Below are 23,921 nucleotides of genomic sequence, written 5' to 3'. Positions count from 1 at the left end.
AATTATGAGATTGAACTGCAAGCTGATTACTTGTTTATGCTATCAGAGTAAATTAGAGATAATTAAGTAGTTCCTTTGCAACAAACTCTGCAATCCAAGGCTGCGCATTTTCGTTGGGATGAATACCATCCGCCATCATCCATTCTGGGCGGGTGATCACAGCTTGTAAAAAGAAGGGGATTAAGGGTGTATTAAACTGTAGTGCAGTTGCAGGATATAAATCAGCAAAGGCTTTTGTGTAACGTTTCCCATAGTTTGGAAGGATATAGATTTGCATTAGTAGAGCTTGTGCATTTGTAGACTGAACTAATTGAATAATTTGACGTAAATTATTTTGTATCAGCTTGGGAGCAAACCCACGTAAGCCATCGTTTGCACCAAGTTCAATTAGTACTATATCGGGATTATGTTTCTTCAGTAATTCAGGTAATCGAGCCAGCCCATTTCCCGTAGTATCACCGGAAATACTGGCGTTAACTATTGCTAAGTCTTTGTCTTTTTGAGACATGACGTTTTGTAACAATGTAGGCCAAGCTTTATCAATAGGCATTTGATAGCCTGCACTTAGACTGTCACCTAAAATTAATAGTTTTGTGGCGTTCAATGGATTCACGTAGAAGATAAAAAACATTAAGGAAAATAATCGAATCATGCACCCATCCATTATAAAAGCAGAGTCATTGTCCAAACTAGTCTCTACTAATCATGAGCAATTGACAATCTTAGAAAACATAAATTTGGACATCAAAGAAGGTGAAAGTATTGCAGTAGTTGGTACATCAGGGGCTGGCAAGTCGACATTAATGACGCTTCTCGCTGGGCTTGACACACCAAGCTCTGGAAATATTTCCCTTTTAGGGAAGTCACTTGTTAGCATGAATGATGAAGAAAGAGCAAAAGTTCGTAGTGAATCAGTCGGATTTGTTTTTCAGAGTTTTCTCTTAATACCTAGTTTGAGTGCATTGGATAATGTCACATTACCTTGTTTGATAAAAGGAGAAGAGGAAGACATAGAACGTGCAAAAGCATTACTTGATTCAGTAGGGCTAAACAAAAGAATGCATCATTTTCCAACTCAGCTATCTGGCGGGGAGCAACAGCGTGTTGCGCTGGCACGGGCATTTATGATTCAACCTAAAGTTCTATTTGCTGATGAACCTACAGGAAATCTTGATCAGGTCACCGCAGAGAAAGTTATACACTTGCTGTTTGAACTCAACAAACAACATGGAACAACACTGGTTTTAGTTACCCACGATATGAGATTGGCTGAGTTATGTGATCGCCGTTTACACATTCAGGTTGGCCACTTGGAGGAGCTATGAGCAGAACTAGAAAGTCTTCAAGTAACAACATTAGGATGGTCTCTTGGTGCTTCAATGAGATACGCCATGCTCATTTGTGGCCAGTAATGGTGGCACTAGCTCTGATTATTGCGAGTGTATTTGCAATCATGGCTTTAGCAGAGAGAGTTGAACAGGCTGTTGTGAAGCAAGGAAAAGAAGCATTAACAGCAGATAGCGTTTTTGTCTCCGCTAACCCGATTCCTGAACAACTTTATAAATTTTCATCTTCATTTGGGCTTACAACGTCGACACAAACACGTTTCGCCACCATGGCTTTTAGTGAGCTGAATATGAAGTTGGTTATGGTTAAATCAGTTGATAGTAATTTTCCGCTGCGTGGTAGTTTTATTCTTACTGACGATATGCGAAATAGAGATGGTGTAATGCCAGGTGAACTATGGTTGGATGAACGTCTATTTTCGATTCTTAACATTGATATAGGTGATGAAGTAACACTTGGAGATGCAGATTTTAAGGTGACTGGCCGAATTATTGAAGAGCCTGGAATGAGCTTTAACCCTTTTCAACAAATGCCCTCGGCATATATTCACAATTTAGACTTAGATAAAACGGGTGCTATTCAGACTGGGAGCCGAGTTCGCTATAGCTTGTTTATTAATGGAGAAGAAACAGCTATTGAACGTGTAAAACAAGGAATGAGTTTAACTCCAAGTGATAGGTGGAAGGATCAAAACACTTCGAGTCGCGCTAATGAAATCTATAGTCGAACTGAGCAGTACCTGTCTTTGACTGTCGCAATTGTGGTCATTATGGCTGCGACGACATTAGTATTTACTTGTCAGCATTACGTAACTTCTCGCCGTAAAACCATTTCTATGCTTAAAAGCTTGGGTGCAAGTAAACTTTGGCTAGGTCGATGGATATTAAACCAAATTGTAATTTTGTTTACCATTGCCGTGGTTGCAGGGATATTTATTGGTGTTGTACTTGAATATTTACTTCGTATTCCTCTGGCTGATGTACTTCCAAACCCTCTTCCTGATTACGGATTGAACCCAATTCTCATCGCTGTTTTTACTAGTGTGCTTATTTCGATACCAGCGCTTGGCATTCCTTTACATCGCCTTTTGAGCGTAAGTGCCTTGGAAGTCATGCAACCTAACATCGAAACTAGGAAAAGTAGGCATATACTATGGCTACTCCTAGTCCCAAGTGTACCTATGTTTTGGGTTTATAAAGAAAATCTCCTCGTGTGGCTGGTGCTAGGTGGTGTGTTGGGGTTATTTGCCATACTTGCAGTCGTCAGTATTTGCACAGTAAGACTTTTGGCATTCTTTTCATTGCCTACTTCCTTTAGGCTCGCTTTAAGCAGAATGAATCGCTCACCAATGACGACAGGCATGCAGTTTGCCGCATTGGCACTATCTTTGATGTTGTTGTCAGTGATATGGCTCGTCCGTAGCGATTTGTTATCTGATTGGCAGAGAACGCTCCCAGAAAATGCCCCAAACGCATTTGCACTTAATATTGCACCTTATGAAAAAGATACCTATCTGAAAGTACTTGACGATAATGGAATCGAACGTTCAAAAGAGTATCCAATTATTAGAGGGCGTCTTAGTGAAATAAATGGCCGGGAAGCAAAAGAGGTTGCCCCAGGTAGGGAGAAAACTGATGCACTTCGCCGAGAACTTAATTTCACCTTTTCCGATGAGCTTCCTAGGCATAATACTCTGCTTCAGGGAGAATGGACGCGAAGTCACGGAGTATCTGTTGAGTCTGATGTCGCAGAAGAGTTGAACCTTGAAATTGGTGATAGTTTAGAGTTTGTTATTAACAGCCAAGTAGTAACAACTACGGTCAACAGCATACGTGGAGTGGAATGGCGAGATATGAAACCAAACTTTTATTTCATATTTACGCCAGATGTACTTAAAAATATACCAACTACTTATTTGGTTAGCTTTAGGATCAGTGAACACCAAGATAGCTTGATAAATGCTCTGTCTAGAAACCATCCAACCGTTAGTTTAATGGACATTAGGCAGATGGGAGCAAAAATTCAGCAATTGCTGGAACAAATGGTATGGTCAATCACTCTTCTAGCTGGGTTAGGTGTTTTGGCTGGTATTATGCTAATTTTTACTTTGTTACGTCTTAGCTTGGGTCAACGTCAGGCAGAAATCAGGTTGTATAGAACCTTGGGAGCAAGTAAAAAACGTGTCATACAAACTATTTGGGCTGAATATGGATTAATGTCAATAGTTGCTGGTTTCATCGCTGTTATGGGTGCTGAAGTCATTGTTGCAGCAGTGGTTTCATTTGGTTTCGACCTGTCTCCAAAAGCACACCTTTTACTTTGGTTTGTAGTACCGATGTTGACTTTTTGCACACTTTTTTTGGTGATAAATAGTTTACTAAAACAGCTGTTAGTCCCGATAAATAAAGAATTTAATTAGTTTTGCTCAGGCTAGGTTATTCAGTTATCCACAAAAACAGTGGATAAACTTTGGGATAACTTAGCCTGTAGATAAGTAATAATTACTCTTAAGGCCAGTGACTGTAATGTGTCGGGATGTTTTGTTATTCACACTAGTTATTTTCTCGGATTTCATGAGATATAAGTCAAGTGCTTTTTTTACTTTTTTTACTTGAAATTACCATGTTTATCCCCTTCAAAAATTGTGTTTTTATTGAATGAATAAACTCAGTAAAATGTACTGACAACGAACAATTTAGCAGCATATATGTTAGTAGAAAATAAAAACTCGGATGTACCTACGATTGCAGTTATAGGGGGAGGTATCGCTGGTTCAACCTCAGCATTACATCTTGCCGAAATTGGACTTAATGTTGTGTTGCTTGAAAAATCGTCTTCATTAATTAGTGGTCCACCCATCTGTCATTTGCATGCTGGGGGAAATTTATACAGAGAAATTACCACATCTCAATGTATCGAACTTTTAAAACAGTCTATTGATTCAGTACGTCTTTACCCTCATACCATTAACCGTCGCCCTTCTGTTATCGCAGTTCCAAAGGGAGATGATGGAGATGTGGCAGCAATGATAGAGCGTTTGAATACGATACAGTCTTGTTATCAAACTTTGGTTAATTCCGATCCCAAAAATGAAGTCCTTGGAAGTCCTTCTGAATATTATAAATTGTATAACCGTCATGAACTCAATCATTTGGCCAAGTGTCATCAGGAGGGGACGCCGAAATCAATCGATGATTGGGTTATTCCATTCGCCAGATCCGTTGACTTAAATTCTTTAAAGTTTCCAGTTATAGCTGTTCAAGAGTATGGTTGGAGTGTTTTTCGTATTGCTGCATCAGCAACATTAGCCTTGGAATCGATGGATAACTGTCATTTACTAACAAAAACTCAGGTCATTGGTTTAGAAGAACTAGCTTCAGGTTGGCGGCTAGAATGTTTAACTCCTGAGAAGAAGAAGATATATGTTTCAGCTGATTACTTAGTTAACGCTTGTGGTTATGAGACGGGCAGTATTGATGATTTAGCGCGCACTCCTCGTGAGAGATTGGTCGAATTCAAGGCTGCCTATGTTACTCGTTGGGAAGAATGTAATGAGCTTTGGCCTGAAGTTATTTTCCATGGACCTAGAGGTACACCAAATGGTATGGCGCAACTAACACCGTATTCCAATGGTATTTTCCAGATTCATGGGATGACTAAAGACATCACCTTGTTTGATGATGGACTAGTCTCATCCGATGATAAATCTTCACATCCTCGATTACCTTTAAGATTAAGTCGTAAAATTGAAGCTGGATGGGATGATTCGATAGTATTAACCAGGACACATAGAGCCATTGAGTATATGGCGAAATATATACCTTGTTATAAAGGTGCTCGTGAGTGTGGTATGCCTTTATATGGCGCACAACAAATACCTGGAACAGATAAAACTCTTCGTACTGCAGATGTGACATTTGAAGGCACCCGCTACGCTAGAATCGAGGTTGTTAAAGGCTCATCCGCTTTGGAAGCTGCTGTGAAACTTGTTGAAAAATGGCAACTATTTGATTATTCGAACACGAGTATTGAATCTTTACATCCAGTCAGTATGTCTTTGGCTGCTAGTGAGGTTGAATTAAAGGCTGAACAGCTCACTAGATTGCGTAATTACCCAGTCGAACTAGCTACCATTTATGGTAGCTAAAACATAAATTAAGGTGTTAGACATTGTTCAATGTATTTATTAATTGAATTCAAATGTGTTATTTCTTTTAAGTTGTTATTCGGCGCTAGTACCCAAAAAACTTTGCCCATTGGCACCAAACTTCTTGTAAACCAAGTAAATCACCTCTAACAAACCTAACTTTTTGCCCAGGTCTTGCTTGGGAAAGCCTTGGAAGGTCAATTCGGGCGACGCAACCAATTTTTGGGTAGCCACCAATCGTTTGCCTATCATTGAGTAAAATAATTGGCTCACCATCGGGGGTGACTTGTATTGAACCTAAGGCGATACCTTCACTCAGATACTCTTTTCTAGGTGGTAATATGTGGCCATCACATAGTCTGTAACCCATTCTATCAACAAGTTTACTCACGCAGAATGTTTGATTGTACATAGAGCTTAAAGCGTCTGCTGAGAAGTCGCTTGCTTGATAACCTTCAATAACTCGTAGTTCGAGAGGTAAATTATAATCGGGTTTGTATCTAAAGGTCATTTGTCTTGTTTTTTTTCCTAAGTCATGAGCCTCGAAATAAATTCTATCACCAGAAGAAATGGGACTACCATTATTGATTCCGCCAAGCTGGTCACGAGTAACGGTTGATGTACTTCCCAATTGAGTAGGGACTTTGAACCCACCTTTGACTGCCAAATAACTTCGTAATCCATTTTGTGCTAAGGAAAAAGTGATAGATTGGCCTTGTTTAGCAAAAAATGTTGACCAATTTTCAAGGGGTTGCCCGTTGAGTTGAGCTCGTAGATCACCACCAGCTATTGCCATCTCACAATCAGCGTGAACTTGGAATTCAGCTTGTCCAAGCGTAATTTCCAGTGATGGGCAATTTGTTGTGTTACCAAGTAGGTGATTTGCCCAGCTATATGCATAATCATCAACTGGACCACCTTGTGTAATTCCCAAATGTGCAAGTCCAAAGCGGCCAAAGTCTTGAATAAGAGTCTGTTGGCCTGGCTTAATTGCAGTGATTGCGTTAATACTCGTCATTGCCATCCCCTTACTATACGTCCACCTAGACGGAGAAATTCGTCGCTGGAAATAGGTTTAAAACAAACTTTTGTTCCTATAGAAAATGGAAGAATTGGTGTTTTTTCAGGTGTATATAAGTTAACTGGGCAGTTGCCAATGATATTCCATCCTCCAGGAGATTCAGATGGATATACCGCTGTATTCCAGTTTGCTATACCTACGCTACCTTTCGGTAGTTTGAGCCTTGGATTAGCTCTTCTAGGCAAGCGAAGTACCTCAGAAACTGATGATAGAAAAGCAAAACCGGGAGCAAAGCCAATTGCTCCAACAGTGTATTCATGCTGGCTATGCAAGCCGATAACATCATCAACACTTAGACCTTTTTCTTTGTACTGGTTAAGTTCAGGTCCAACATCTTGATGGTAGTAAACAGGTAATTCTACACTCATAGGTTCTATGTTATCAGGCATTGCGCTGATAGCTTCCGTTACCAGTTGTTCTAAATACGGAATAAATTCAAATATAGATACTCGATGGGGAAGGTAATCGATTAATATAGAGTCTATTGAAGGGGTAACATTCATGATTATTGTGCCAAGTTGATTGGCTAAGTATCGGCTTATCTCGCCTATCAAGAGAGAAAGTTTTTGACTACATTCTGCCTCAAACCGAATCAAAATTGAGCATTCAGCCACAGGGTCAACGGACGTTTCTATATTCACTCTCAACCTCCTAGAGGGCATCTTTAATTCTTTGAATTCTTTGAATAGCATGATGATTATCACCATGGACACAAATTGTGTCGGCTTCTATTGGTATCAGGAAGCCATCGATAGTTCTTACTTTTCCGTAGTGAGCGATTTGTTTAACTTGGTCAAGAATTTCGCTTTCTGTACACAAAACGGAACCGGGCATAGAACGCGGGGCAAGCTCACCACTGGATAGATATGCTCTATCTGCAAAGGCTTCAAATAAAACAGGTAATTCGTATTTGTCGGCTATTTCAAGGTACTTTTCATTGTCAGTTACGGCAAGCATCATTAAAGGTATATCAAAACAAGCGACAGCATCTGCAACTGCATCGAAGATGGATAATTCACGCATCATGCTGTTGTACAAAGCACCATGTGGTTTTACATAATTTACTTGGGTATTTTGGCTTTCTGCTAAAGCCTTCAATGCTCCGACTTGATAGATAATTATATTCGTGATGGATTTCATCTCCATGTCTATCTTTCTTCTACCAAAGCCTTGAAGATCCGGATAGCTTGGATGTGCTCCTATTTGAGTGTCATACTCAATCGCTAGCTTGATGGTTTGCGACATGATATCGGGGTCAGATGCATGGAAGCCACAAGCAAGATTCGCCATATCTATCCACGGCATTACCTCTTCATCATTCCCCATTTTCCACAGTCCGAAGCTCTCACCCATATCACAATTGAGAGTTATAGAGCGCTTTGTCATTGAATACCCCCAATACTTTCATATATTCAACATGTTATAAAAATAACAGACATTCAATGATCTGTTTCGTTATTTCTTCAGTGTAAACGAATTACAGCTAATTACATTGGATCTAGTAGACAGAATTCATATCGTTTAAGGCTGTGTTAGGGTCTATATATGCGCTATATTTTGGTGAAAGTATCCGTTAATATGTAGCCGAAAATGATAATAAGGTTTTTAGTATGAACGTTTTAGTGACTGGTGGTCTAGGATATATCGGTAGTCATACCTGTATACAGATGCTCGAAGCAGGTATGAAGCCTGTACTTTATGATAATTTATATAACAGTAAAAAATCCGTTTTAAAACGTATAAAAGAGGTAACGGGTACAACACCTTTGTTTGTTGAAGGGGATGTTCGTGATAAAGAGAAACTCGTGAACGTGCTAAAAGATCAACAAATCAATGCTGTGATTCATTTTGCCGGTTTAAAAGCTGTAGGAGAGTCGGTAGAGAAGCCGCTCGAGTACTATGATAATAATGTTAGCGGTACTTTGATTCTTGTAGATGCAATGCGTCAAGTTGGTGTCAAATCACTTGTTTTTTCCTCGTCAGCCACAGTATATGGCGATCCTGCTAGCGTGCCTATAACCGAAGAATTTCCAACCAGTGCAACGAATCCGTATGGTCGAAGTAAGCTGATGGTTGAAGAATGCTTATGCGATTTTCAGAAAGCGAATCCAGATTGGAGCATTACGCTGCTGCGTTATTTCAACCCTGTAGGTTCTCATCCATCAGGTCACTTAGGTGAAGATCCATCAGGTATCCCAAATAACCTTATGCCTTTTGTGTCGCAAGTTGCTGTCGGTCGGCGAGAATATTTGTCTGTATTTGGCGATGATTACCCCACAATTGATGGAACTGGAGTACGTGATTATATTCATGTGATGGATTTGTCCGATGGACATGTCGCAGCCTTGAATAAAGTTGGACTATTGGATGGGTTACATATCTATAATTTGGGGACAGGTAATGGTTATAGTGTTTTAGAAATGGTTAAAGCTTTTGAAAAGGCTTCTGGAAAGCAAGTTCCTTATAAAATTGCTTCTAGGCGTCCTGGGGATATTGCCGAGTGTTGGGCTGACCCTACTAAAGCGAAGAAAGAGCTTGAGTGGCAGGCAAAAAGGACGCTAGAGCATATGACAGCTGATACTTGGCGTTGGCAATCAAATAATCCAGAAGGGTATCCTGAATCATGACATAAGTCATCCAATAGCCAGCCATCGTAAACTTCTCTCTATATTAGCTAAGAGCATATCGAGAGGATGTGAAATAAGTGATAGAAAAGTCTATTTAGACTATCCTAATTTTTTATCCTTGCTAAGTGATAACAGCCAAATGGATGCGGCAGCGACGGCTACGAAACCTGATAGGATGATAAATGGCATGGCACTATAACCTAATACATGCCATATAACCGATTCTAATGTACTCATGTTTTGATTCTCCTATTACCAGCCTTCAACACCATGCATGTCGGGTAGTTTGTGAGCAATGCCTTTGTGGCAATCTACACATGTTTTTTCCCCAGAAGCTAATGCAGTTGAATGTTGTTTAGCACTTCTGGCGCCTTGTTCTGAAAAATCCATGTATTCGAATTGATGACAGTTCCTACACTCAAGAGAATCATTATTCTTAAATCTTGCCCATTCCCTTTCTGCCAAGTGAGCCCGGCGTTGTTGGAATTTTTCTGGAGTATTAATAGTTCTCAAAACAAAATGTGCAAAGAGCTCTCTGGAAGCTTGCACCTTGCGAACAATTTTGTCTGTCCATTCATGAGGTACGTGACAGTCTGAACAAATAGCTCTCACACCAGAACGATTTGAATAGTGAATAGTCTCTTGGATTTCTGCCACAATAGGGGCGTGACAACTTGAACAAAACTCTTCGGTATTTGTAGCCTCCATCCCAGTATTAAAGGCTCCCCAGAATAGAAGGCCGCCAATAAAACCCATAAAAAGCACGATGCCTGCCGCAGCTTTGCTGGGAGATGTTAAACGAGTCCAAAACGCTTTCAATAATTTCATATTAGCCTCTTATTTACTTACGAATTATTTACTTGAGTGATTCAACACTAATAAAATCATTTTTAACCGGAGGCTGTGCATTTGCCTGAGGAACGTGACATTGCAGACAGAAATAGCGGCGAGGTGACATATCTGCCAGTACGGCATCTTCACGGTTAACATAGTGTGTAACGCTGATTTTTGTTGCTCCCATTTCTTTGGCATTCTTCCAACTATGGCATGAGAGGCATTTATTGGCGTTAAGAGATACTTCATAACCACGAATACTATGTGGAATTAAAGGGGGTTGATAAACATAGCTACTTTCAAGTACTTGTTCTTTAGGATATTTTTTAAAGTCATCAGCAGGGCGAGTTACTTCCAACTCACTAGCTCCGCGTAGTGATTCTATTCCTCCTATTCCGCCGGGATTATTTAGTTCAGCTATTGTAATGGTGCTGATTAAAGCGCTAATTGATAGCAAGGCAAAACCCATTCTTTTCATCTTACGTTCTCCACCTATGGGCTAAACTGCTGTTTAGCCGCTGTGTTATTCTGATTCACACGACCTTGCTAATCTTGATAGGACACTTTTTGTAATCCGTTTGCTTAGATAAAGGGTCTGTCGCATCAAGAATCAGTTTGTTTATCAGGATGCGAGCATCGAAGAATGGTACAAATACTAGACCTTTAGGGGGGCGATTCCGGCCACGTGTTTCAACTCGTACCCGTACTTCACCACGTTTATTTGCAATTAGCGCCTCTTCACCACGACGTAAGTTACGTGATTTAGCATCTTCTGGGTGCATGTAGCATACGGCATCTGGTACAGCCTTATATAGTTCAGGGACTCGACGGGTCATAGTGCCTGTATGCCAATGTTCTAAAACTCTTCCTGTGCATAACCACAAGTCAAATTCAGAATCTGGTACTTCGGGAGGAGCTTCATAAGGAGCCGAGATAATCAAGGCCTTTCCATCTGGTTTGCCATAGAAATCCCAACCACTTCCTTTCTTGGCATATGGATCAGAGCCTTCCTTGTAACGCCATAGCGTTTCTTTTCCATTTACTACTGGCCAGCGAAGTCCCCTTACATGATGGTAAACATCATAGGGAGCTAGATCATGGCCGTGGCCTCTCCCGAATGTTGCGTACTCCTCGAACAGGCCTTTTTGAACGTAGTAACCGAAATGATGAGCGTCATCGTTTAGTTCTTGTGCCTCTTTTAGTGGATACTTATTTACGACACCATTGGCAAACAACATGTCATACAGTGTTTTACCACGGTATTGAGGTGCTTTTGAAAGTTGCTCTTTAGTCCAGACCTCTTCCATTTTAAAGCGCTTAGTAAACTCCATTACTTGCCATAAGTCTGACTTTGCATCTCCTACAGTATTAACCTGTTGATACCATGCTTGAGTACGACGTTCAGCATTACCATAAGCTCCCTCTTTTTCGATCCACATTGCTGTTGGTAGAATTAAATCAGAAGCTTGCGCAGTTGCTGTGGGGTAGGGATCGGAACAAACGATAAAGTTTTCTGGATTTCGATAGCCTGGGAGGCGTTCGCCATTTATGTTGGGTCCGGCCTGCATGTTGTTATTACACATTACCCAGTATGCATTGAGTTTTCCGTCATGAAGCATCCGATCTTGCTGTACAGCGTGATAACCCGGTTTAGGGGGGATCACTCCATCTGGGATATTCCAGATTTTTTCCGCGATTTTGCGATGTTTGGGATTAGCAACAACCATATCTGCGGGAAGTCTATGAGAAAAAGTACCAACTTCACGAGCAGTACCACATGCAGAGGGTTGACCAGTTAGAGAAAATGGACTGTTACCAGGAGTTGAAATTTTCCCCGTTAGCAGATGAATATTATAAATAAGGCTATTCATCCAGACACCACGAGTATGCTGGTTCATACCCATTGTCCAAAGAGACATTACTTTTGTCTCTGGATCGGCATATTGTTTAGCGAGTTGGATTAATTTATCTTCTGAGAGACCGGAAAGCTTGGATGCTTTTTCGACGGTATATGGTGCGACAGACTTTTTGTATTGTTTAAAAGAAATAGAAGTCATTTTGCCTGAGTTTGGGTTTGCTGCCGCTTGTTGCAAAGGATCAGTATCACGTAGACCATAACCTATATCAGTCGTAGCTTGTTTAAAATTGGTGTGTTTTTCCACAAAATCCCAGTTTACGGCATCATTTTGTATTATGTAGTTTGCAATGAAGTTAGCGATAGCGAGATCGGATTGCGGCTCAAAAATATAACCTGTATCCGCTAGCTCAAAAGAACGGTGATAGTATGTGGATAATACATTGACTTTTACATGTGGATGACTTAATCGACGGTCAGTAATGCGTGTCCATAAAATAGGATGCATTTCTGCCATATTGGATCCCCAGAGAACGAAAGAGTCAGCGTTCTCGAAATCATCATAACATCCCATAGGCTCATCAATGCCAAAAGTTCGCATAAAGCCTCCAACAGCTGAAGCCATGCAGTGCCGCGCATTGGGGTCTATATTGTTTGACCGAAAACCAGCCTTCATCATTTTGGCGGCCGCATAGCCTTCCATAACCGTCCATTGGCCTGAACCAAACATACCTACACCAGATGGTCCTCGTTTTTGCAATGCCTGCTTCCATTTTTCAGCCATTGTATCGAAAGCGACATCCCAAGAAACTAGTTGAAAGTCACCATCTTTATTGTATTGGCCATCTTTCATACGCATTAGAGGCTGTGTTAGGCGATCTTCTCCATACATGATTTTTGAGAGAAAATAGCCCTTGATACAATTAAGTCCTTTATTTACTGGCGCTTCAGGATCTCCCTGAGTTGCGACAACTTTACCATTTTGTGTACCTACAAGAACAGAACATCCTGTACCACAAAAACGACAGGGGGCTTTGTCCCAGGTAATCTTAGTTTTGTCTGAACTAGCGATAAGATTAGTTGCTGATGCCGGTAAAGTGATACCTGCGACCGCAGCGGCTGATGCTGCAGCGTTTGCTTTTACAAACTCACGTCTAGTCATCTTCATACTTCACCCCCAGGTTGAGAATAGTGTTCTTGATTGCAGTGATGCTTGAGTTCATCATCGTCGAATTCTGTTTCTATTTGGTGGTAGACAAGTACCGTACTCAATACATTCGGTAGATTATTTATGGCGTCGATGGTGTCGGTAATGAATCCCTGATTTTCGGTTTCTAGAACAACCACGATTTTCCCATCTGGGCTATCAGCGTATACTTCTGCATTGTTAAATGCGTTAATGTGCGATTTTGTCTCTGATAAAGAGTTTGGTGGTACGTGTACCACTAAGCTAGAAATATGTACTTCATTGAGCGGCATAGTAAATATCCATTTATTATAAATTTTTCACATCGATGGAGGACGCTGGACAAATGGAGACACAAGCACCACAAGCGTTACATTCATCTAGATTCACAATGGGTTGTCCAACTTTACCAATGGCTAATTGAAATGTGATTGCCATTGGCTCACAGCTATCGCCGCATGTCCGGCAATCTATATTTTGTTTGGCTAAACAGTTTGAGTTTATAACCGCTTTTGCTGCCCATGGTTTTCCAATAGTGGGACTAAATATGGGTTCGGCGCAGATATCAGCACACTGATGGCAAAACGTGCATTCACCAACAGAAAAATCAACTTTAGGGAAGCCTCCGTCTCCTTTTACTATAATTTGTGTTTCACAAGCCTCGATACATTTTGAACATCTTGTACATAGATCAGTAAAAGAAGAGGGCTGCGAGAGCCACGGAAGGTGCAGGAAAGTACTTTCCTGTTTGCGTTGAGAGAGTAAATTTCGTTTTGAAAGATCGACCACAATATTACCTACCATCAATACAAACTATACTGACTTTAGCTCACAGTACATTTGATTAAATTGTCCTTTAACCTAGGTTAAATTGTAGTTTTTGATCTATCTGAATAAATACCTCTAAGGGGGTAAAAAACGATACTATTGTTTTAGATCAATAAACTCTTAAACATATGTAGAGATATTCGCTTTATCGATTCAAAGAGTATTAGCTATTAGGGTTGTAATAGATAAAATAGGAGAATACGTGTCTAAACTTGAGCGTAAGTCGGTAACTAGAATTGTCGCTAAGGCTATGATTTTAATTTTAATGCTGTCAATAGCTGCTACAAGTTTTGCTATTGCCACATTATCATCAAGTTTAAATGACGCGGAAGCGATTAATGTTGCAGGTTCAATGCGGATGCAAAGCTACCGTCTTGCGTATGATATAAAAGCGCAGTCCAACGATTTCGCATCCCATATGATGATGTTTGAGCGGTCACTTTATTCTCCGTCTATGAAAAAGCTTCGAAACTGGCTGTCTTCAGACTTGATAACCCAAGACTACGATTATTTAGTCAGATATTGGCATCAAATGAAAGAAACTTTGAGTGGTGATTCTAGAGAGGAATACCTAGATCAAGTAGTTATTTTTGTTGAAAAAATTGACAATTTTGTAGTGAAACTTCAACACTTTTCAGAACAAAAATTAATTGTTTCTGTATGGGTGGGGAGTATTGGTCTGGGGAGTATCTTAACAGTATCTTTAATACTGATTCATTATGTTCGTAAGCAAATAGTAAAACCGCTCGATTTGTTGATCAAGGCCAGTGAACAGGTACAAGCTCGTTCCTTTGATATATCCCTTCACGTAGTTAATGATAATGAAATTGGGCTGTTGACTCATACCTTTAATAATATGGCTACCGAATTGGGTAAGTTGTATAAAGGTCTTGAGTTTGCCGCTAACGAGAAAACGCAGAAACTTCAAAAAGCTAATAACTCTCTACAAGTTTTGTATCGCTCTTCTCAGGAGTTGACGACTTCACGTATTACTCAGGAAAATCTGTCTAATATTCTCAAACAACTTGTGAATATTGAAGGCATAGAATCAGTTCGATTGGAAATCTTTCAATTTGGGGAAAAAACGTTGTCTATCGAACATGGAGTAGATGAGGGATCTTTTTCTGCGGATCAGTACAAAACATTATTGTTTGATGAGCAAGAATTAGGTTCGTTACTTTTGTCAGTATCGTTACCTTGCCCAGACCCATCATTGATAGAGAATTTTGTGCAAATGATCTCTCGTGCTATTTATTATAGCCAAGCTCAACGCAAGTCAGAACAACTACTGCTTATGGAAGAAAGAGCTACTATTGCTCGCGAGTTGCATGATTCACTGGCTCAAGCTCTGAGTTATCTTAAAATTCAAGTTTCTATCATAAAGAAACAGATGGACCAGTTTCCACAATCTATACTGTTGAACAAAACAAATCTGACATTGCTTGAACTCGATACAGGGTTATCTTCGGCCTATACACATTTGCGGGAGCTACTTACTACCTTTAGATTGACAATAAAAGCGGGAGGTTTTGGTCATGCATTGCAAGAGATGGTTCAGCAACTGAGAAAGCAAACACAGTCATATATAGTGCTTAACAATGAACTTCTATCTATTGAAGTGGAGATCCATCAGCAAGTACATCTATTGCAGATAATCCGAGAATCGACTACCAATGCTATAAAACATGCTCAAGCTTCTCAGATTGATATTCACTGTCACGAAGGCCCGTATTATGTATATGTCAGTGTAAAAGATGATGGTATTGGCTTCGAGCATATGACCGGTAAAGTACACCATTACGGACTAAATATAATTCAAGAGCGCGCTTTATGTTTGCAAGGTAAGGTAGAAGTAAAAACGGCGAATGGCAAAGGATGCGAAATTTCATTGATCTACCCCAAAACTAAGGAACATGACGTTGACCAAATGTAGAGTACTACTCGTAGACGATCACCCATTAATGAGAAGAGGAGTGCGACAATTATTAAGTTTTGAAAACGAGTTTGAGGTTGTGACTGAGGCAAGTAATGGATCTGATGCTGTATCTGAAAATTATCAAGTTCAACCAGACTTGATATTGCTTGATTTGAATATGAAGGGAATGTCGGGTCTAGATACTCTAAATGCTCTTAGGGCGGATGGCTGTGATGCAATTATTATTGTCATGACAGTATCAGACAATGTATTGGATATCGATACTATGATAAAGGCGGGTGCAGACGGCTATCTACTTAAAGATACTGAGCCAGACGAGATTATAGATCTTCTGAAACACTCCCTTACAGGGAATAAGGTCTATAGCAAACAAGTTGCATCATATTTGGCAGATAATCGAAGTACTTATGATGTATTTGAAGCATTGACGGACCGTGAAACACAGATCCTTAAAGAAGTAGCAAAAGGTTATCGCAATAAACAGATAGCAAACGAGTTGTTCATCTCTGAACAAACGGTTAAAGTACATATGAAAAAATTACTGAAAAAACTTAATGTGTCGTCGAGAACTGCTGCAACTATTTTATATCTAGAACGCTATGGTGATCTAAAATAGTTTTACCAGTATACCTATTAATAAAGCAATAGGTAAAAGTCGTTATAGCATGATTTGTTAGCCGCTTTTTAGCTCAACTGGGCTACACAATAGAGTTGGACATACTTGAGTACGGTTTGGTTATCGGTTGAGCGTTTTAGTGGGTGAGTACATTTTACGAAATAAGGACTTAGTGAAAAGTACTTTTCTAATAGATGACTAAGCAATGTTTCGCTTTCAGATAGTTTGACACCTTGTATTTGATATTTTTCAACATCGTCAGGAAGCTGTCCTGTCCACCAATAAAGTATTTCTCTGCTTTGTCTGTTGCGCGAAAACCAGTGATCGCCAACCAATAACAATAAATCATTCGGTTGAATCGCAAAGGAATATTCTTCTTGCCAATGATTTACGGCTTGGAGAAATTTTTGTCTGCAATTGTTCCCACCTGTTACCAAGTGGGATGTTAATACCCAAACGGTACCCACATCGGAGGTGACTCTATAGCAATGGGTTGGAGCAGAGTCTATGTCAGAATCCAAAGCTACATACTCGCAGTTATGGCCAAATTCTATAAGGGTACGTGATAGTCTGCGAGAAAAAGCCAGACTCAAATGGTGTTGGCTCATACCTTTGTTATGAATAGTGGGATAGTTTTTTTGACAAAGTTTCATGCAATCTGCTTGAAACTCATTGACACTTTGGATCAGTACATCTAGTAGCAAGAGGTCTCTCCGAAAGTTGATGGTGCTACTCGAAAGATTAGCATGTGAAGACCTCACCTAGTTATGCTTAAATAGAAAAATCAGAAACATACCTAAAGATTTTTGCCTAAGATTGAATTTGTGTCACAACAAAAAAGTATTGCAATATGTCTTGTTGCTATATCTTAAATATCAACTAGACATTTAAGGCCATCTACCAGTTTGTAAGTATATGAATGATGGTAATTGAATAGTTAGTGGAGATTAGAACAATCAAATGTCTGTCAATATTTTTGAATAAGTCGAACAAGTTATACCTATTTTGTGAATGTAAAGAAGGGTAAATAATCTGTGCTGGGAATACGCTAGGCGGTAGTCTAGACGATAAAGAGATGCATTTAATATTGGGTAGAACACTATGAGTTCAGAAGTAAAAAACTATAATCCAGTCGCCCGTACTATTCATTGGATATCTGCCATTTTTGTTATTGGTATGTTTGCAGCTGGTTTGTGGATGGTTGATTTAAGCTATTACAGTGAATGGTATAGAACTGCTCCTCATTGGCATAAGTCGATCGGCATCTTACTGGCAGGTTTGACTTTATTTCGTATCATTTGGAAAAAGCTTACGCCAGCCCCTGATATAGAAGGTAAGCCATATGAAATCTTTGCGGCCAAGATTGTTCACTTCGTTATGTACTTGGCTTTGATAGGGTTATTTGTTTCTGGATATCTGATTTCTACAGAAGATGGCCGCAGTATTGATGTATTTGATTGGTTTTCTGTCCCTGCACTTGGTGCTCTATTTGAAAATCAAGCTGATCTATCTGGGAACATTCATTTCTACTGTGCTTGGGCACTTATTCTTATGGCAGCAGCACATGCAATGGCTGCTATCAAACACCATGTGATAAACAAAGATAATACTCTACGTAAGATGATAGGAGCTTCAAAATGAAAAGAAAGGTATTCGCTACCGGACTAGCGGCTTTAGTGATGGCGTTGCCGTTTGGTGCTAGTGCAGCGGACTACGTTATTGATGCCAAAGGTGCTCATGCATCAATTAACTTTAAAGTAAGCCACTTAGGTTACAGCTTTATAAAAGGGCGCTTCAATAAATTTGAAGGTGGCTTTTCTTATGACCCTAAAAATATTGCTGCTTCTAAGATTTCTGTAACTGTTGATACGAAAAGTCTAGATTCTAATCACGCTGAGCGAGACAAACATATTCGTAGCGGTGATTTCATAGATGCTTCAAAGTTCTCTAAAGCAACGTTTAATAGTACAAGTATTGTAGATAAAGGTAATGGGGCACTTGAGGTTAATGGGGAACTTAGCCTGCATGGTGTCACTAAACCTATTACGATAGATGCTAAGTTTATTGGAGAAGGCGCTGATCCTTGGGGTGGCGAAAGAGCAGGATTTGATGGAACGGTTCGGCTTGAGCTTGCTGACTTTAAAATCCCAGTAATGGGTTCTTCAAGTTATGTGGATATGGAGCTACACGTCGAAGGCATTAAGAAATAATAGGCAGTAAGCCTCTGATGGTTTTGTCAGAGGTTTACTTTTCAGAACACGATTATTTTTTAAAAGTCTATTACTTAAATATTCAACCTATTAAGTATTGCCATTAGCCATGGTAATAACACGTTTTAATGTCCATCTGAGTAATAATGGTATACATTCCATCCCCTTACCTTCACAATAAGAGACAATAGCAAGCGCTAAATCTGGTTTGGCAAATTTCTTAAGTACTCTAGTGACTACTTTTTTAGCTGGGATTGGATGATCTAATGGAATACGAACCATATCCTTAAAAAAAGCTTCAAAACCATTGTTGTATAGATAATGCTCAATGTCTCTATCGGGAAGCTCTGTTAAACGGTGCCGTTCTTGATCGTTACCAAGTTGTGCACGGACAGCTGATGCATATTTTTTCCCAGCAGCGTCACCGTCAGTGACAACATGCCAGTCAATACCAAATGCTTTAGCTATTTTCACCAATGACTTTAAACCTGATTGGGCAAACTCTATTATTTGCACTCCTTCAGCAGCTAAATTGTAACCACATTGGTTAGCTAGTTCATTAAAAAGCCATACTTCAGTTTCACCCTCCACTAAAAGCCAGCATCTTGCGAAAAGTGCACCAGAACGATGAAAACGTATATGAAACCCAATACGTCTGAACTCATCTTTGCTAAATCCTTGAGCGGGCAGGTAAGTGGTAATCGTTTTGTCTGATTGCCTTACTAAACGTCGAATACTATTTAATGGAACTTGCCCAAGTAGATCACCGCTGTTTGTCGTTAGTATTTTTTGCATTGGAAGAAGCTGAAGTAAGCTCCATGCCCGTGCTAAATGAGTGGGATGAAGACGACCTTCTGGGTCTTCGAGAATTAACAGAGGCCTAGCACAGCGGCGTAATTTATTAGGGCCTTTTGCTTGCAGGTATGCGTTTAGCAAGCCCATGAACAATAATCTGGTCTGTTTACTTTGAGTCTCTTCAACAACCTGTGAAATACTTTTGTTGTTTGGAGAACTACTAAAAAAAATACCATCCCTTTGTTTTCGTAAGTTTTTACGTGTATTAGATTTAAATGAAAAATAGTGTTCAACTAAAACATTCATAGAATTTAAACTACTTTTCATTTCTCCTTTATTTACATGGCCAGGTACTGCCATTAAGCGTCTGCACGTATTGTTTATTCTTTTTTCAATCCTGTCATTGTCATTTTCTCCTACCTTAATAGCTCTTTCAAATCGGCGAGAATCTTTTAGTCTAATTACAGGGTGTAGTGTCATTAGCTCTTGAGCAAGCTTTTCAGAGTGATGTAGCAGCAGTGGGTTACCTTGATTGTCAAGAAATACGTAGCGAGTTTTTACCTCATGCCCTTCTCGACTGGCACTTAATGTATAAATTATCCGGTTTGTCCCTTGTGAGTTTTGCGTCCAAACTGGTCTGATTTTACGATAACGGCCTGAGTTTATTTCTTTTTTATCGGTAGAAATTAGGCTTAGCACGATCTGTAAATGTTGAGATTGTGGATGAGCATCAGAATAATCGACATGAAAATCAGCCATTTCAAATTGATATGGCGTTCCTTCAGGTGGTAAGGCCACAGCGAGCGCATCTAGGAGTGACGATTTACCCCAGGTATTTTCCCCGATAAGGGTGGTGAGCTCTTCAAATGCGATGGATAGTCGCTTGATCCCACGAAAGCCGGAAATTTCAATCCGCTCTAGCAGCATTGACTGACTCCAAATGAGCTATTGTTATCTAAAGCATAATAGAAAAGCTTCTTACAAGCGGAAGGTTAGCTCACAAAGTTACTAATTTGAGGCAAGTCATCAATGTTTTATGCTGCTAAAACAAAATGAACGGTGCTTCCCAAACAAATAATAATGTTAAAAGTAATGAATTTGTCACAAAGGATGGGTTACGATGTGAGGAAATAGAGAGGCGTTATGCGTTATAAAAATAATAAAATGGCTAAGATAAGACTTGTCCACATTAATGATACCCATTCACATTTTGAACCTACATCATTGCAGTTATCAATCAATGTAGCAGGACAAAATTTTACACCCTACGTTAGTGCAGGTGGTTTTGCTCGAATCGCTACTCGTAAAAAGCAACTAGAGGCAACACTATGTCACTCCAGAGAAATGGTATTTCTCCATGCTGGTGACTGTTTTCAGGGAACGCTATATTTCTCTTTGTTTAAAGGAGAAGCTAACGCTGAAATGCTAAATGCGCTTAACCTCGATGCTATGGCGTTAGGTAATCACGAATTGGATATGGGCAACTTACCCGTGGCAAAATTTGTGAGGGAAATTGATTTTCCTCTATTAGCTGGTAATTGGGATCTTTCACAAGAAAACAAAAATAAAACACTTACGTTACGTGATATTGATAATGTTCATGCATTTAATCATATAGCTCGAACTGCTCAATGGATAGTGAAGCAGATCGAAGGAGAGCCTATAGCAATATTTTCTTTGGCTCTAGATCAAATGCTCGACATTTCAAATCCAGATCATGATACCCCCTTTGTTGATTCAATTAGAACAGCGAAGAATACGGTTGATGAAATTCGAGCCCAAGGGATCAATAAGATCATTTTACTTAGTCATATGGGGTATGAAGCAGATTTTGATTTAGCTGATAAGGTAGATGGCATTAGTGTTATTGTTGGTGGACATAGCCATCGCCTACAAGGTGACTTTAGTGCTTTAGGACTAAAGAAAGACGACCATTATGGAATGAAAGTTAATGATACTTATATTGTCCAAGCTGGCTATCACTCCCTTAGTATGGGGCATTGTGACATTGACTTTGATGAAAACGGTAGAGTTATAAGCTTTAACGGTAAAAATGAACTCTTATTAGGGCGACGTCTTTTTCTCGATGCCAGTATGACGAAAGCAACAACTCAAGTACCTTATAACCGTGTTCGTCAGTTTATCGATAGTCACCCAAATGTTAATGTTTGCAAAAAAGATCAAGATGTCCAGTCAATATTAAATAATAAGTATTTGCCTAGAGTTCGAGAGTTGCAGCATCAGATTGTTGCAACAGCAAAACAGCCTATGCGACATGTGAGAGTCCCTGATGATATTGGTGCCAGTGAATTGGCGCCGCTTGTCGCTGAATCTTTTGCTTACTCGATGCAGAAACTTGGTTATGGTGTGGAATTCGCGATTCACAACGCTGGTGGTGTAAGAAATTCACTTCACCAAGGTGATGTTTCCGTAGCTGATATTGCCGGAAAATTACTTCCGTTTGCCGTTCCCGTAGGTGTTTATAAAGTCAAAGGGAAGGATATTGCCGCTGCACTTGAAGGCTCAATAAACAATGCTCTCAATAATGGCGTAAATGGTACTGGTGATGGTTCCTACCCCTATACTTACAATCTTAACTTTAAGTATTTAAGCCATGCTCAGATAGGGCAGAGGATTGTAGATCTAGAAATATATAAACCTCAGTTTGGCTGGCAAGCAATTGATCCTAATGTATTTTACCTCGGAAGTTCTTCCGCTTATACGATGAAAGGGAAGGAGGGATATGAAGCCTTGTTAAATATGTCTGGAGAGGAAATCGTGACGGATAAGTCCATGACCGATTGCTTTATAGATCTTCTTACCGATAGGCCAGATGAACTTAATAGACCTCAATTAACACAACAGAATTGGTGGCACAAAGGTTGCTAAGTTCTGATTGGGCTAATGTTATTTGGGGGAACCTATGTTAAAGAGAAATTGGTTCGATATTGTGGTTGTAGTTAGCTGGGTAGGCGTATGGTCTGCACTAGTGTACTTTATTCCGTCTGGGGTAGTATGACAACCAAGCATAAGCTTTAATGGGGAGAAACCATCCCCATTAAGCTTTCATTCATGATGTTTTTTATACCTACTTGTCAGCATTTAATAATTTTTCTAAATGATGGTTGAGTTAATACGGGTGTTTATTTATTGTATTTTTCCCTCAAATTAGTCTTCACTTCCTGTAAAAGTAGTTTTATAAGTAATGTTGCAAATTTATTTTACATTTATTGTATGTAAATGACTTGTAAACGCAGATTTTTTATAGTCATTCTGACGATATTTTATGCATTGAATTTAGCTATTTAATCGTAGTTTCGCATTTTATCTGCATTTTATCTGCATTTTATTAATTGGTAATGTTAACGAATTGTTCCATTATAAAAACTAATCTGAATCGCTAAAATTTGTCATTTTTTGAACATCGAAATATTGCTTAATATTTCCCCATCGAAACAAATTATACGATTTATAGAGAGGCACTCATGACACAAGCAATAAGTATTGGAACTATTGAAGCTCCTATCTCTATGGACAGAAAAACCTATTCGGTAACATTCAAAGGATTGATTGCACACCTAGTAGATATTCTTTTTACTGACAATACACCTCACGCTTACTACGCAAGTGATATGTCTGGTCATATGCAAAAAGATATTGGCTTATATCGTTAATAGCTCTGTATTAACAAAGAAACCAAGCGCCAGTATATTGCTGGCGCTTTTTAGTTGTGGAGTTTATTTTTTAGCTAGGTGGCGAACTGTATTGCCTGCAAGTGAATCAATATCGATATTTTTAGTATTTAGGTAACGTTCAAAGTCAGGTAGGAGAGAGCCTAATGCATCATTCAGCGTGTCTTTGATCGTATCGACGACAACTTGAGTACCACGTTCTATCTCTATATTGACGTAATCACCCACGGTTTTTTTTCCAAGTGTCGTTTGGCGTCGGGTTTCAGGAATGAGCCAAACTTCAAACCAATTGGCGGACTTATTAACTTCTGAGACCGTAAGACTCGCACCATTAATAGCAATATACCCTTTTGAAAAAATATAGGGCTTGAGTAGTAAAGGCAAATCCAACCTAAGACGATAATTCTCTTCTAATACTTCTATTTGGTTAACTGTAGTTTTACCATCAATGTGTCCTGAAAGAGGGTGGCCACCAATCTCTACACCGTCTTTGGCAGCTCGCTCAACATTCACTCTTGAACCAGCCTCACAAGTTCCAAGCGTGGTGATCTTAATGCTCGGTAGCATTACATCGAATGCGACTCTCGTTGGTGACTGTTGCGCAGTCACGGTTAAACATACCCCATCAACGGAAACGCTTGCACCTATGTTGAGATCTTGGCAAAAGTCTTGTTCAAACTCTATCTCAAATGTTCGAATCCCACCGTGATCTTCGATATGCTGGATCACTGCTACTGAGGAAATAATCCCGGTAAACATGGTTGTTT

General features: G+C 39.6%; 23 protein-coding genes. 10 read left to right on the top strand and 13 right to left on the bottom strand.

Annotated features, from left to right (window positions below):
* Window positions 1–52: 52 nt before the first annotated feature.
* The gene (locus OCV27_RS19375) at window positions 53–652 is read right to left on the bottom strand and encodes an arylesterase (protein WP_125320972.1); all 600 of its coding nucleotides are present in this window, start codon (window positions 650–652) and stop codon (window positions 53–55) included.
* Here OCV27_RS19375 and OCV27_RS19370 point away from each other — a divergent pair.
* The 3 genes from OCV27_RS19370 (at window position 651) to OCV27_RS19360 (ending at window position 5,494) form a co-directional block, all read left to right on the top strand.
* Window positions 651–1,325, top strand: a complete 675-nt coding sequence (locus tag OCV27_RS19370) for an ABC transporter ATP-binding protein (protein ID WP_125320971.1) — start codon at window positions 651–653, stop codon at window positions 1,323–1,325. The genes OCV27_RS19375 and OCV27_RS19370 overlap by 2 nt on opposite strands.
* Window positions 1,322–3,766, top strand: coding sequence for an ABC transporter permease (locus OCV27_RS19365; protein WP_125320970.1), 2,445 nt, complete (start codon window positions 1,322–1,324; stop codon window positions 3,764–3,766). The genes OCV27_RS19370 and OCV27_RS19365 overlap by 4 nt, the downstream gene beginning before the upstream one ends.
* A gap of 288 nt (window positions 3,767–4,054) precedes the next feature.
* Window positions 4,055–5,494, top strand: coding sequence for an FAD-dependent oxidoreductase (locus OCV27_RS19360; RefSeq protein WP_125320969.1), 1,440 nt, complete (start codon window positions 4,055–4,057; stop codon window positions 5,492–5,494).
* Window positions 5,495–5,579: 85 nt separating this feature from the next.
* Here OCV27_RS19360 and OCV27_RS19355 read toward each other — a convergent pair whose 3' ends face one another.
* From OCV27_RS19355 to OCV27_RS19345, 3 genes are read right to left on the bottom strand one after another with little or no spacing between them, the layout of a single operon-like run.
* Entirely contained in the window at window positions 5,580–6,512 is a 933-nt protein-coding gene (locus tag OCV27_RS19355) for a 5-oxoprolinase subunit C family protein (protein ID WP_125320968.1), read from the bottom strand.
* The gene (locus OCV27_RS19350) at window positions 6,509–7,216 is read right to left on the bottom strand and encodes a 5-oxoprolinase subunit B family protein (protein WP_125320967.1); all 708 of its coding nucleotides are present in this window, start codon (window positions 7,214–7,216) and stop codon (window positions 6,509–6,511) included. Before OCV27_RS19350 ends, OCV27_RS19355 begins: the two co-directional genes overlap by 4 nt.
* A 10-nt stretch (window positions 7,217–7,226) precedes the next feature.
* Window positions 7,227–7,961 (bottom strand): 5-oxoprolinase subunit PxpA, encoded by a 735-nt coding sequence (locus tag OCV27_RS19345; RefSeq protein WP_125320966.1) that lies wholly within the window; start codon window positions 7,959–7,961, stop codon window positions 7,227–7,229.
* A gap of 224 nt (window positions 7,962–8,185) precedes the next feature.
* Between OCV27_RS19345 and galE the strand changes: the two genes are divergently transcribed.
* Window positions 8,186–9,202 carry a UDP-glucose 4-epimerase GalE gene (gene galE, locus OCV27_RS19340; RefSeq protein WP_125320965.1) on the top strand — a complete coding sequence of 339 codons (1,017 nt, stop codon included), beginning with the start codon at window positions 8,186–8,188 and terminating at the stop codon, window positions 9,200–9,202.
* Between the two features lie 99 nt (window positions 9,203–9,301).
* Here the strand turns inward: galE and OCV27_RS19335 are convergent, their stop codons facing one another.
* From OCV27_RS19335 to napF, 6 genes are read right to left on the bottom strand one after another with little or no spacing between them, the layout of a single operon-like run.
* On the bottom strand, window positions 9,302–9,439 hold the full coding sequence (locus OCV27_RS19335; protein WP_125320964.1) for a TIGR02808 family protein: 138 nt from the start codon (window positions 9,437–9,439) through the stop codon (window positions 9,302–9,304).
* Between the two features lie 15 nt (window positions 9,440–9,454).
* Window positions 9,455–10,030, bottom strand: a complete 576-nt coding sequence (locus OCV27_RS19330) for a NapC/NirT family cytochrome c (protein WP_125320963.1) — start codon at window positions 10,028–10,030, stop codon at window positions 9,455–9,457.
* 28 nt (window positions 10,031–10,058) lie between these two features.
* Window positions 10,059–10,514 carry a nitrate reductase cytochrome c-type subunit gene (locus OCV27_RS19325; protein WP_125320962.1) on the bottom strand — a complete coding sequence of 152 codons (456 nt, stop codon included), beginning with the start codon at window positions 10,512–10,514 and terminating at the stop codon, window positions 10,059–10,061.
* A 55-nt stretch (window positions 10,515–10,569) separates the two neighbouring features.
* Window positions 10,570–13,059, bottom strand: coding sequence for a periplasmic nitrate reductase subunit alpha (gene napA / locus OCV27_RS19320; RefSeq protein ID WP_125320961.1), 2,490 nt, complete (start codon window positions 13,057–13,059; stop codon window positions 10,570–10,572).
* Window positions 13,056–13,370, bottom strand: a complete 315-nt coding sequence (locus OCV27_RS19315) for a chaperone NapD (protein WP_125320960.1) — start codon at window positions 13,368–13,370, stop codon at window positions 13,056–13,058. Before OCV27_RS19315 ends, napA begins: the two co-directional genes overlap by 4 nt.
* Before the next feature lie 16 nt (window positions 13,371–13,386).
* On the bottom strand, window positions 13,387–13,866 hold the full coding sequence (gene napF, locus OCV27_RS19310) for a ferredoxin-type protein NapF (RefSeq protein WP_125320959.1): 480 nt from the start codon (window positions 13,864–13,866) through the stop codon (window positions 13,387–13,389).
* A 241-nt stretch (window positions 13,867–14,107) separates the two neighbouring features.
* On the opposite strand from napF, the gene narQ reads away from it, so the two are divergent.
* A complete protein-coding gene (narQ, locus tag OCV27_RS19305; protein WP_125320958.1) occupies window positions 14,108–15,838 on the top strand; it encodes a nitrate/nitrite two-component system sensor histidine kinase NarQ in 1,731 nt (576 codons plus the stop codon).
* Window positions 15,825–16,457 (top strand): response regulator, encoded by a 633-nt coding sequence (locus OCV27_RS19300; protein ID WP_125320957.1) that lies wholly within the window; start codon window positions 15,825–15,827, stop codon window positions 16,455–16,457. Before narQ ends, OCV27_RS19300 begins: the two co-directional genes overlap by 14 nt.
* Window positions 16,458–16,525: 68 nt before the next feature.
* Here OCV27_RS19300 and OCV27_RS19295 read toward each other — a convergent pair whose 3' ends face one another.
* Window positions 16,526–17,161: a hypothetical protein gene (locus tag OCV27_RS19295; RefSeq protein WP_125320956.1), complete on the bottom strand. Its 636-nt coding sequence runs from the start codon at window positions 17,159–17,161 to the stop codon at window positions 16,526–16,528.
* Between the two features lie 397 nt (window positions 17,162–17,558).
* On the opposite strand from OCV27_RS19295, the gene OCV27_RS19290 reads away from it, so the two are divergent.
* Window positions 17,559–18,098 carry a cytochrome b gene (locus tag OCV27_RS19290; protein ID WP_125320955.1) on the top strand — a complete coding sequence of 180 codons (540 nt, stop codon included), beginning with the start codon at window positions 17,559–17,561 and terminating at the stop codon, window positions 18,096–18,098.
* Window positions 18,095–18,667 carry a YceI family protein gene (locus OCV27_RS19285; RefSeq protein ID WP_125320954.1) on the top strand — a complete coding sequence of 191 codons (573 nt, stop codon included), beginning with the start codon at window positions 18,095–18,097 and terminating at the stop codon, window positions 18,665–18,667. The genes OCV27_RS19290 and OCV27_RS19285 overlap by 4 nt, the downstream gene beginning before the upstream one ends.
* A 90-nt stretch (window positions 18,668–18,757) precedes the next feature.
* Here the strand turns inward: OCV27_RS19285 and OCV27_RS19280 are convergent, their stop codons facing one another.
* Window positions 18,758–20,389 (bottom strand): ATP-dependent endonuclease, encoded by a 1,632-nt coding sequence (locus OCV27_RS19280; RefSeq protein WP_125320953.1) that lies wholly within the window; start codon window positions 20,387–20,389, stop codon window positions 18,758–18,760.
* Between the two features lie 216 nt (window positions 20,390–20,605).
* On the opposite strand from OCV27_RS19280, the gene OCV27_RS19275 reads away from it, so the two are divergent.
* Together OCV27_RS19275 and OCV27_RS19270 are read left to right on the top strand one after the other, a co-directional pair.
* Window positions 20,606–22,351, top strand: a complete 1,746-nt coding sequence (locus OCV27_RS19275; protein WP_125320952.1) for a bifunctional metallophosphatase/5'-nucleotidase — start codon at window positions 20,606–20,608, stop codon at window positions 22,349–22,351.
* 596 nt (window positions 22,352–22,947) lie between these two features.
* A complete protein-coding gene (locus OCV27_RS19270; RefSeq protein ID WP_125323334.1) occupies window positions 22,948–23,136 on the top strand; it encodes a hypothetical protein in 189 nt (62 codons plus the stop codon).
* Window positions 23,137–23,199: 63 nt separating this feature from the next.
* Here the strand turns inward: OCV27_RS19270 and OCV27_RS19265 are convergent, their stop codons facing one another.
* The gene (locus OCV27_RS19265; protein WP_125323335.1) at window positions 23,200–23,913 is read right to left on the bottom strand and encodes a riboflavin synthase subunit alpha; all 714 of its coding nucleotides are present in this window, start codon (window positions 23,911–23,913) and stop codon (window positions 23,200–23,202) included.
* Window positions 23,914–23,921 lie beyond the last annotated feature (8 nt).

This window comes from Vibrio pectenicida, from assembly GCA_024347015.1.
Lineage (GTDB): Bacteria > Pseudomonadota > Gammaproteobacteria > Enterobacterales > Vibrionaceae > Vibrio > Vibrio pectenicida.
The sequence above is the reverse complement of the archived record's forward strand: the minus strand, read 5'-3'. Positions and strand labels throughout refer to the sequence as shown.

Coding starts and splice junctions, on each gene's coding strand:
- OCV27_RS19370 (WP_125320971.1), top strand. CDS start 651: ATGCACCCATCCATTATAAAAGCAGAGTCATTGTCCAAACTAGTCTCT.
- OCV27_RS19375 (WP_125320972.1), bottom strand. CDS start 652: ATGATTCGATTATTTTCCTTAATGTTTTTTATCTTCTACGTGAATCCA.
- OCV27_RS19365 (WP_125320970.1), top strand. CDS start 1,322: ATGAGCAGAACTAGAAAGTCTTCAAGTAACAACATTAGGATGGTCTCT.
- OCV27_RS19360 (WP_125320969.1), top strand. CDS start 4,055: ATGTTAGTAGAAAATAAAAACTCGGATGTACCTACGATTGCAGTTATA.
- OCV27_RS19355 (WP_125320968.1), bottom strand. CDS start 6,512: ATGACGAGTATTAACGCAATCACTGCAATTAAGCCAGGCCAACAGACT.
- OCV27_RS19345 (WP_125320966.1), bottom strand. CDS start 7,961: ATGACAAAGCGCTCTATAACTCTCAATTGTGATATGGGTGAGAGCTTC.
- galE (WP_125320965.1), top strand. CDS start 8,186: ATGAACGTTTTAGTGACTGGTGGTCTAGGATATATCGGTAGTCATACC.
- OCV27_RS19335 (WP_125320964.1), bottom strand. CDS start 9,439: ATGAGTACATTAGAATCGGTTATATGGCATGTATTAGGTTATAGTGCC.
- OCV27_RS19330 (WP_125320963.1), bottom strand. CDS start 10,030: ATGAAATTATTGAAAGCGTTTTGGACTCGTTTAACATCTCCCAGCAAA.
- OCV27_RS19325 (WP_125320962.1), bottom strand. CDS start 10,514: ATGAAAAGAATGGGTTTTGCCTTGCTATCAATTAGCGCTTTAATCAGC.
- napA (WP_125320961.1), bottom strand. CDS start 13,059: ATGAAGATGACTAGACGTGAGTTTGTAAAAGCAAACGCTGCAGCATCA.
- OCV27_RS19315 (WP_125320960.1), bottom strand. CDS start 13,370: ATGCCGCTCAATGAAGTACATATTTCTAGCTTAGTGGTACACGTACCA.
- OCV27_RS19290 (WP_125320955.1), top strand. CDS start 17,559: ATGAGTTCAGAAGTAAAAAACTATAATCCAGTCGCCCGTACTATTCAT.
- OCV27_RS19285 (WP_125320954.1), top strand. CDS start 18,095: ATGAAAAGAAAGGTATTCGCTACCGGACTAGCGGCTTTAGTGATGGCG.
- OCV27_RS19280 (WP_125320953.1), bottom strand. CDS start 20,389: ATGCTGCTAGAGCGGATTGAAATTTCCGGCTTTCGTGGGATCAAGCGA.
- OCV27_RS19275 (WP_125320952.1), top strand. CDS start 20,606: ATGCGTTATAAAAATAATAAAATGGCTAAGATAAGACTTGTCCACATT.
- OCV27_RS19270 (WP_125323334.1), top strand. CDS start 22,948: ATGACACAAGCAATAAGTATTGGAACTATTGAAGCTCCTATCTCTATG.
- OCV27_RS19265 (WP_125323335.1), bottom strand. CDS start 23,913: ATGTTTACCGGGATTATTTCCTCAGTAGCAGTGATCCAGCATATCGAA.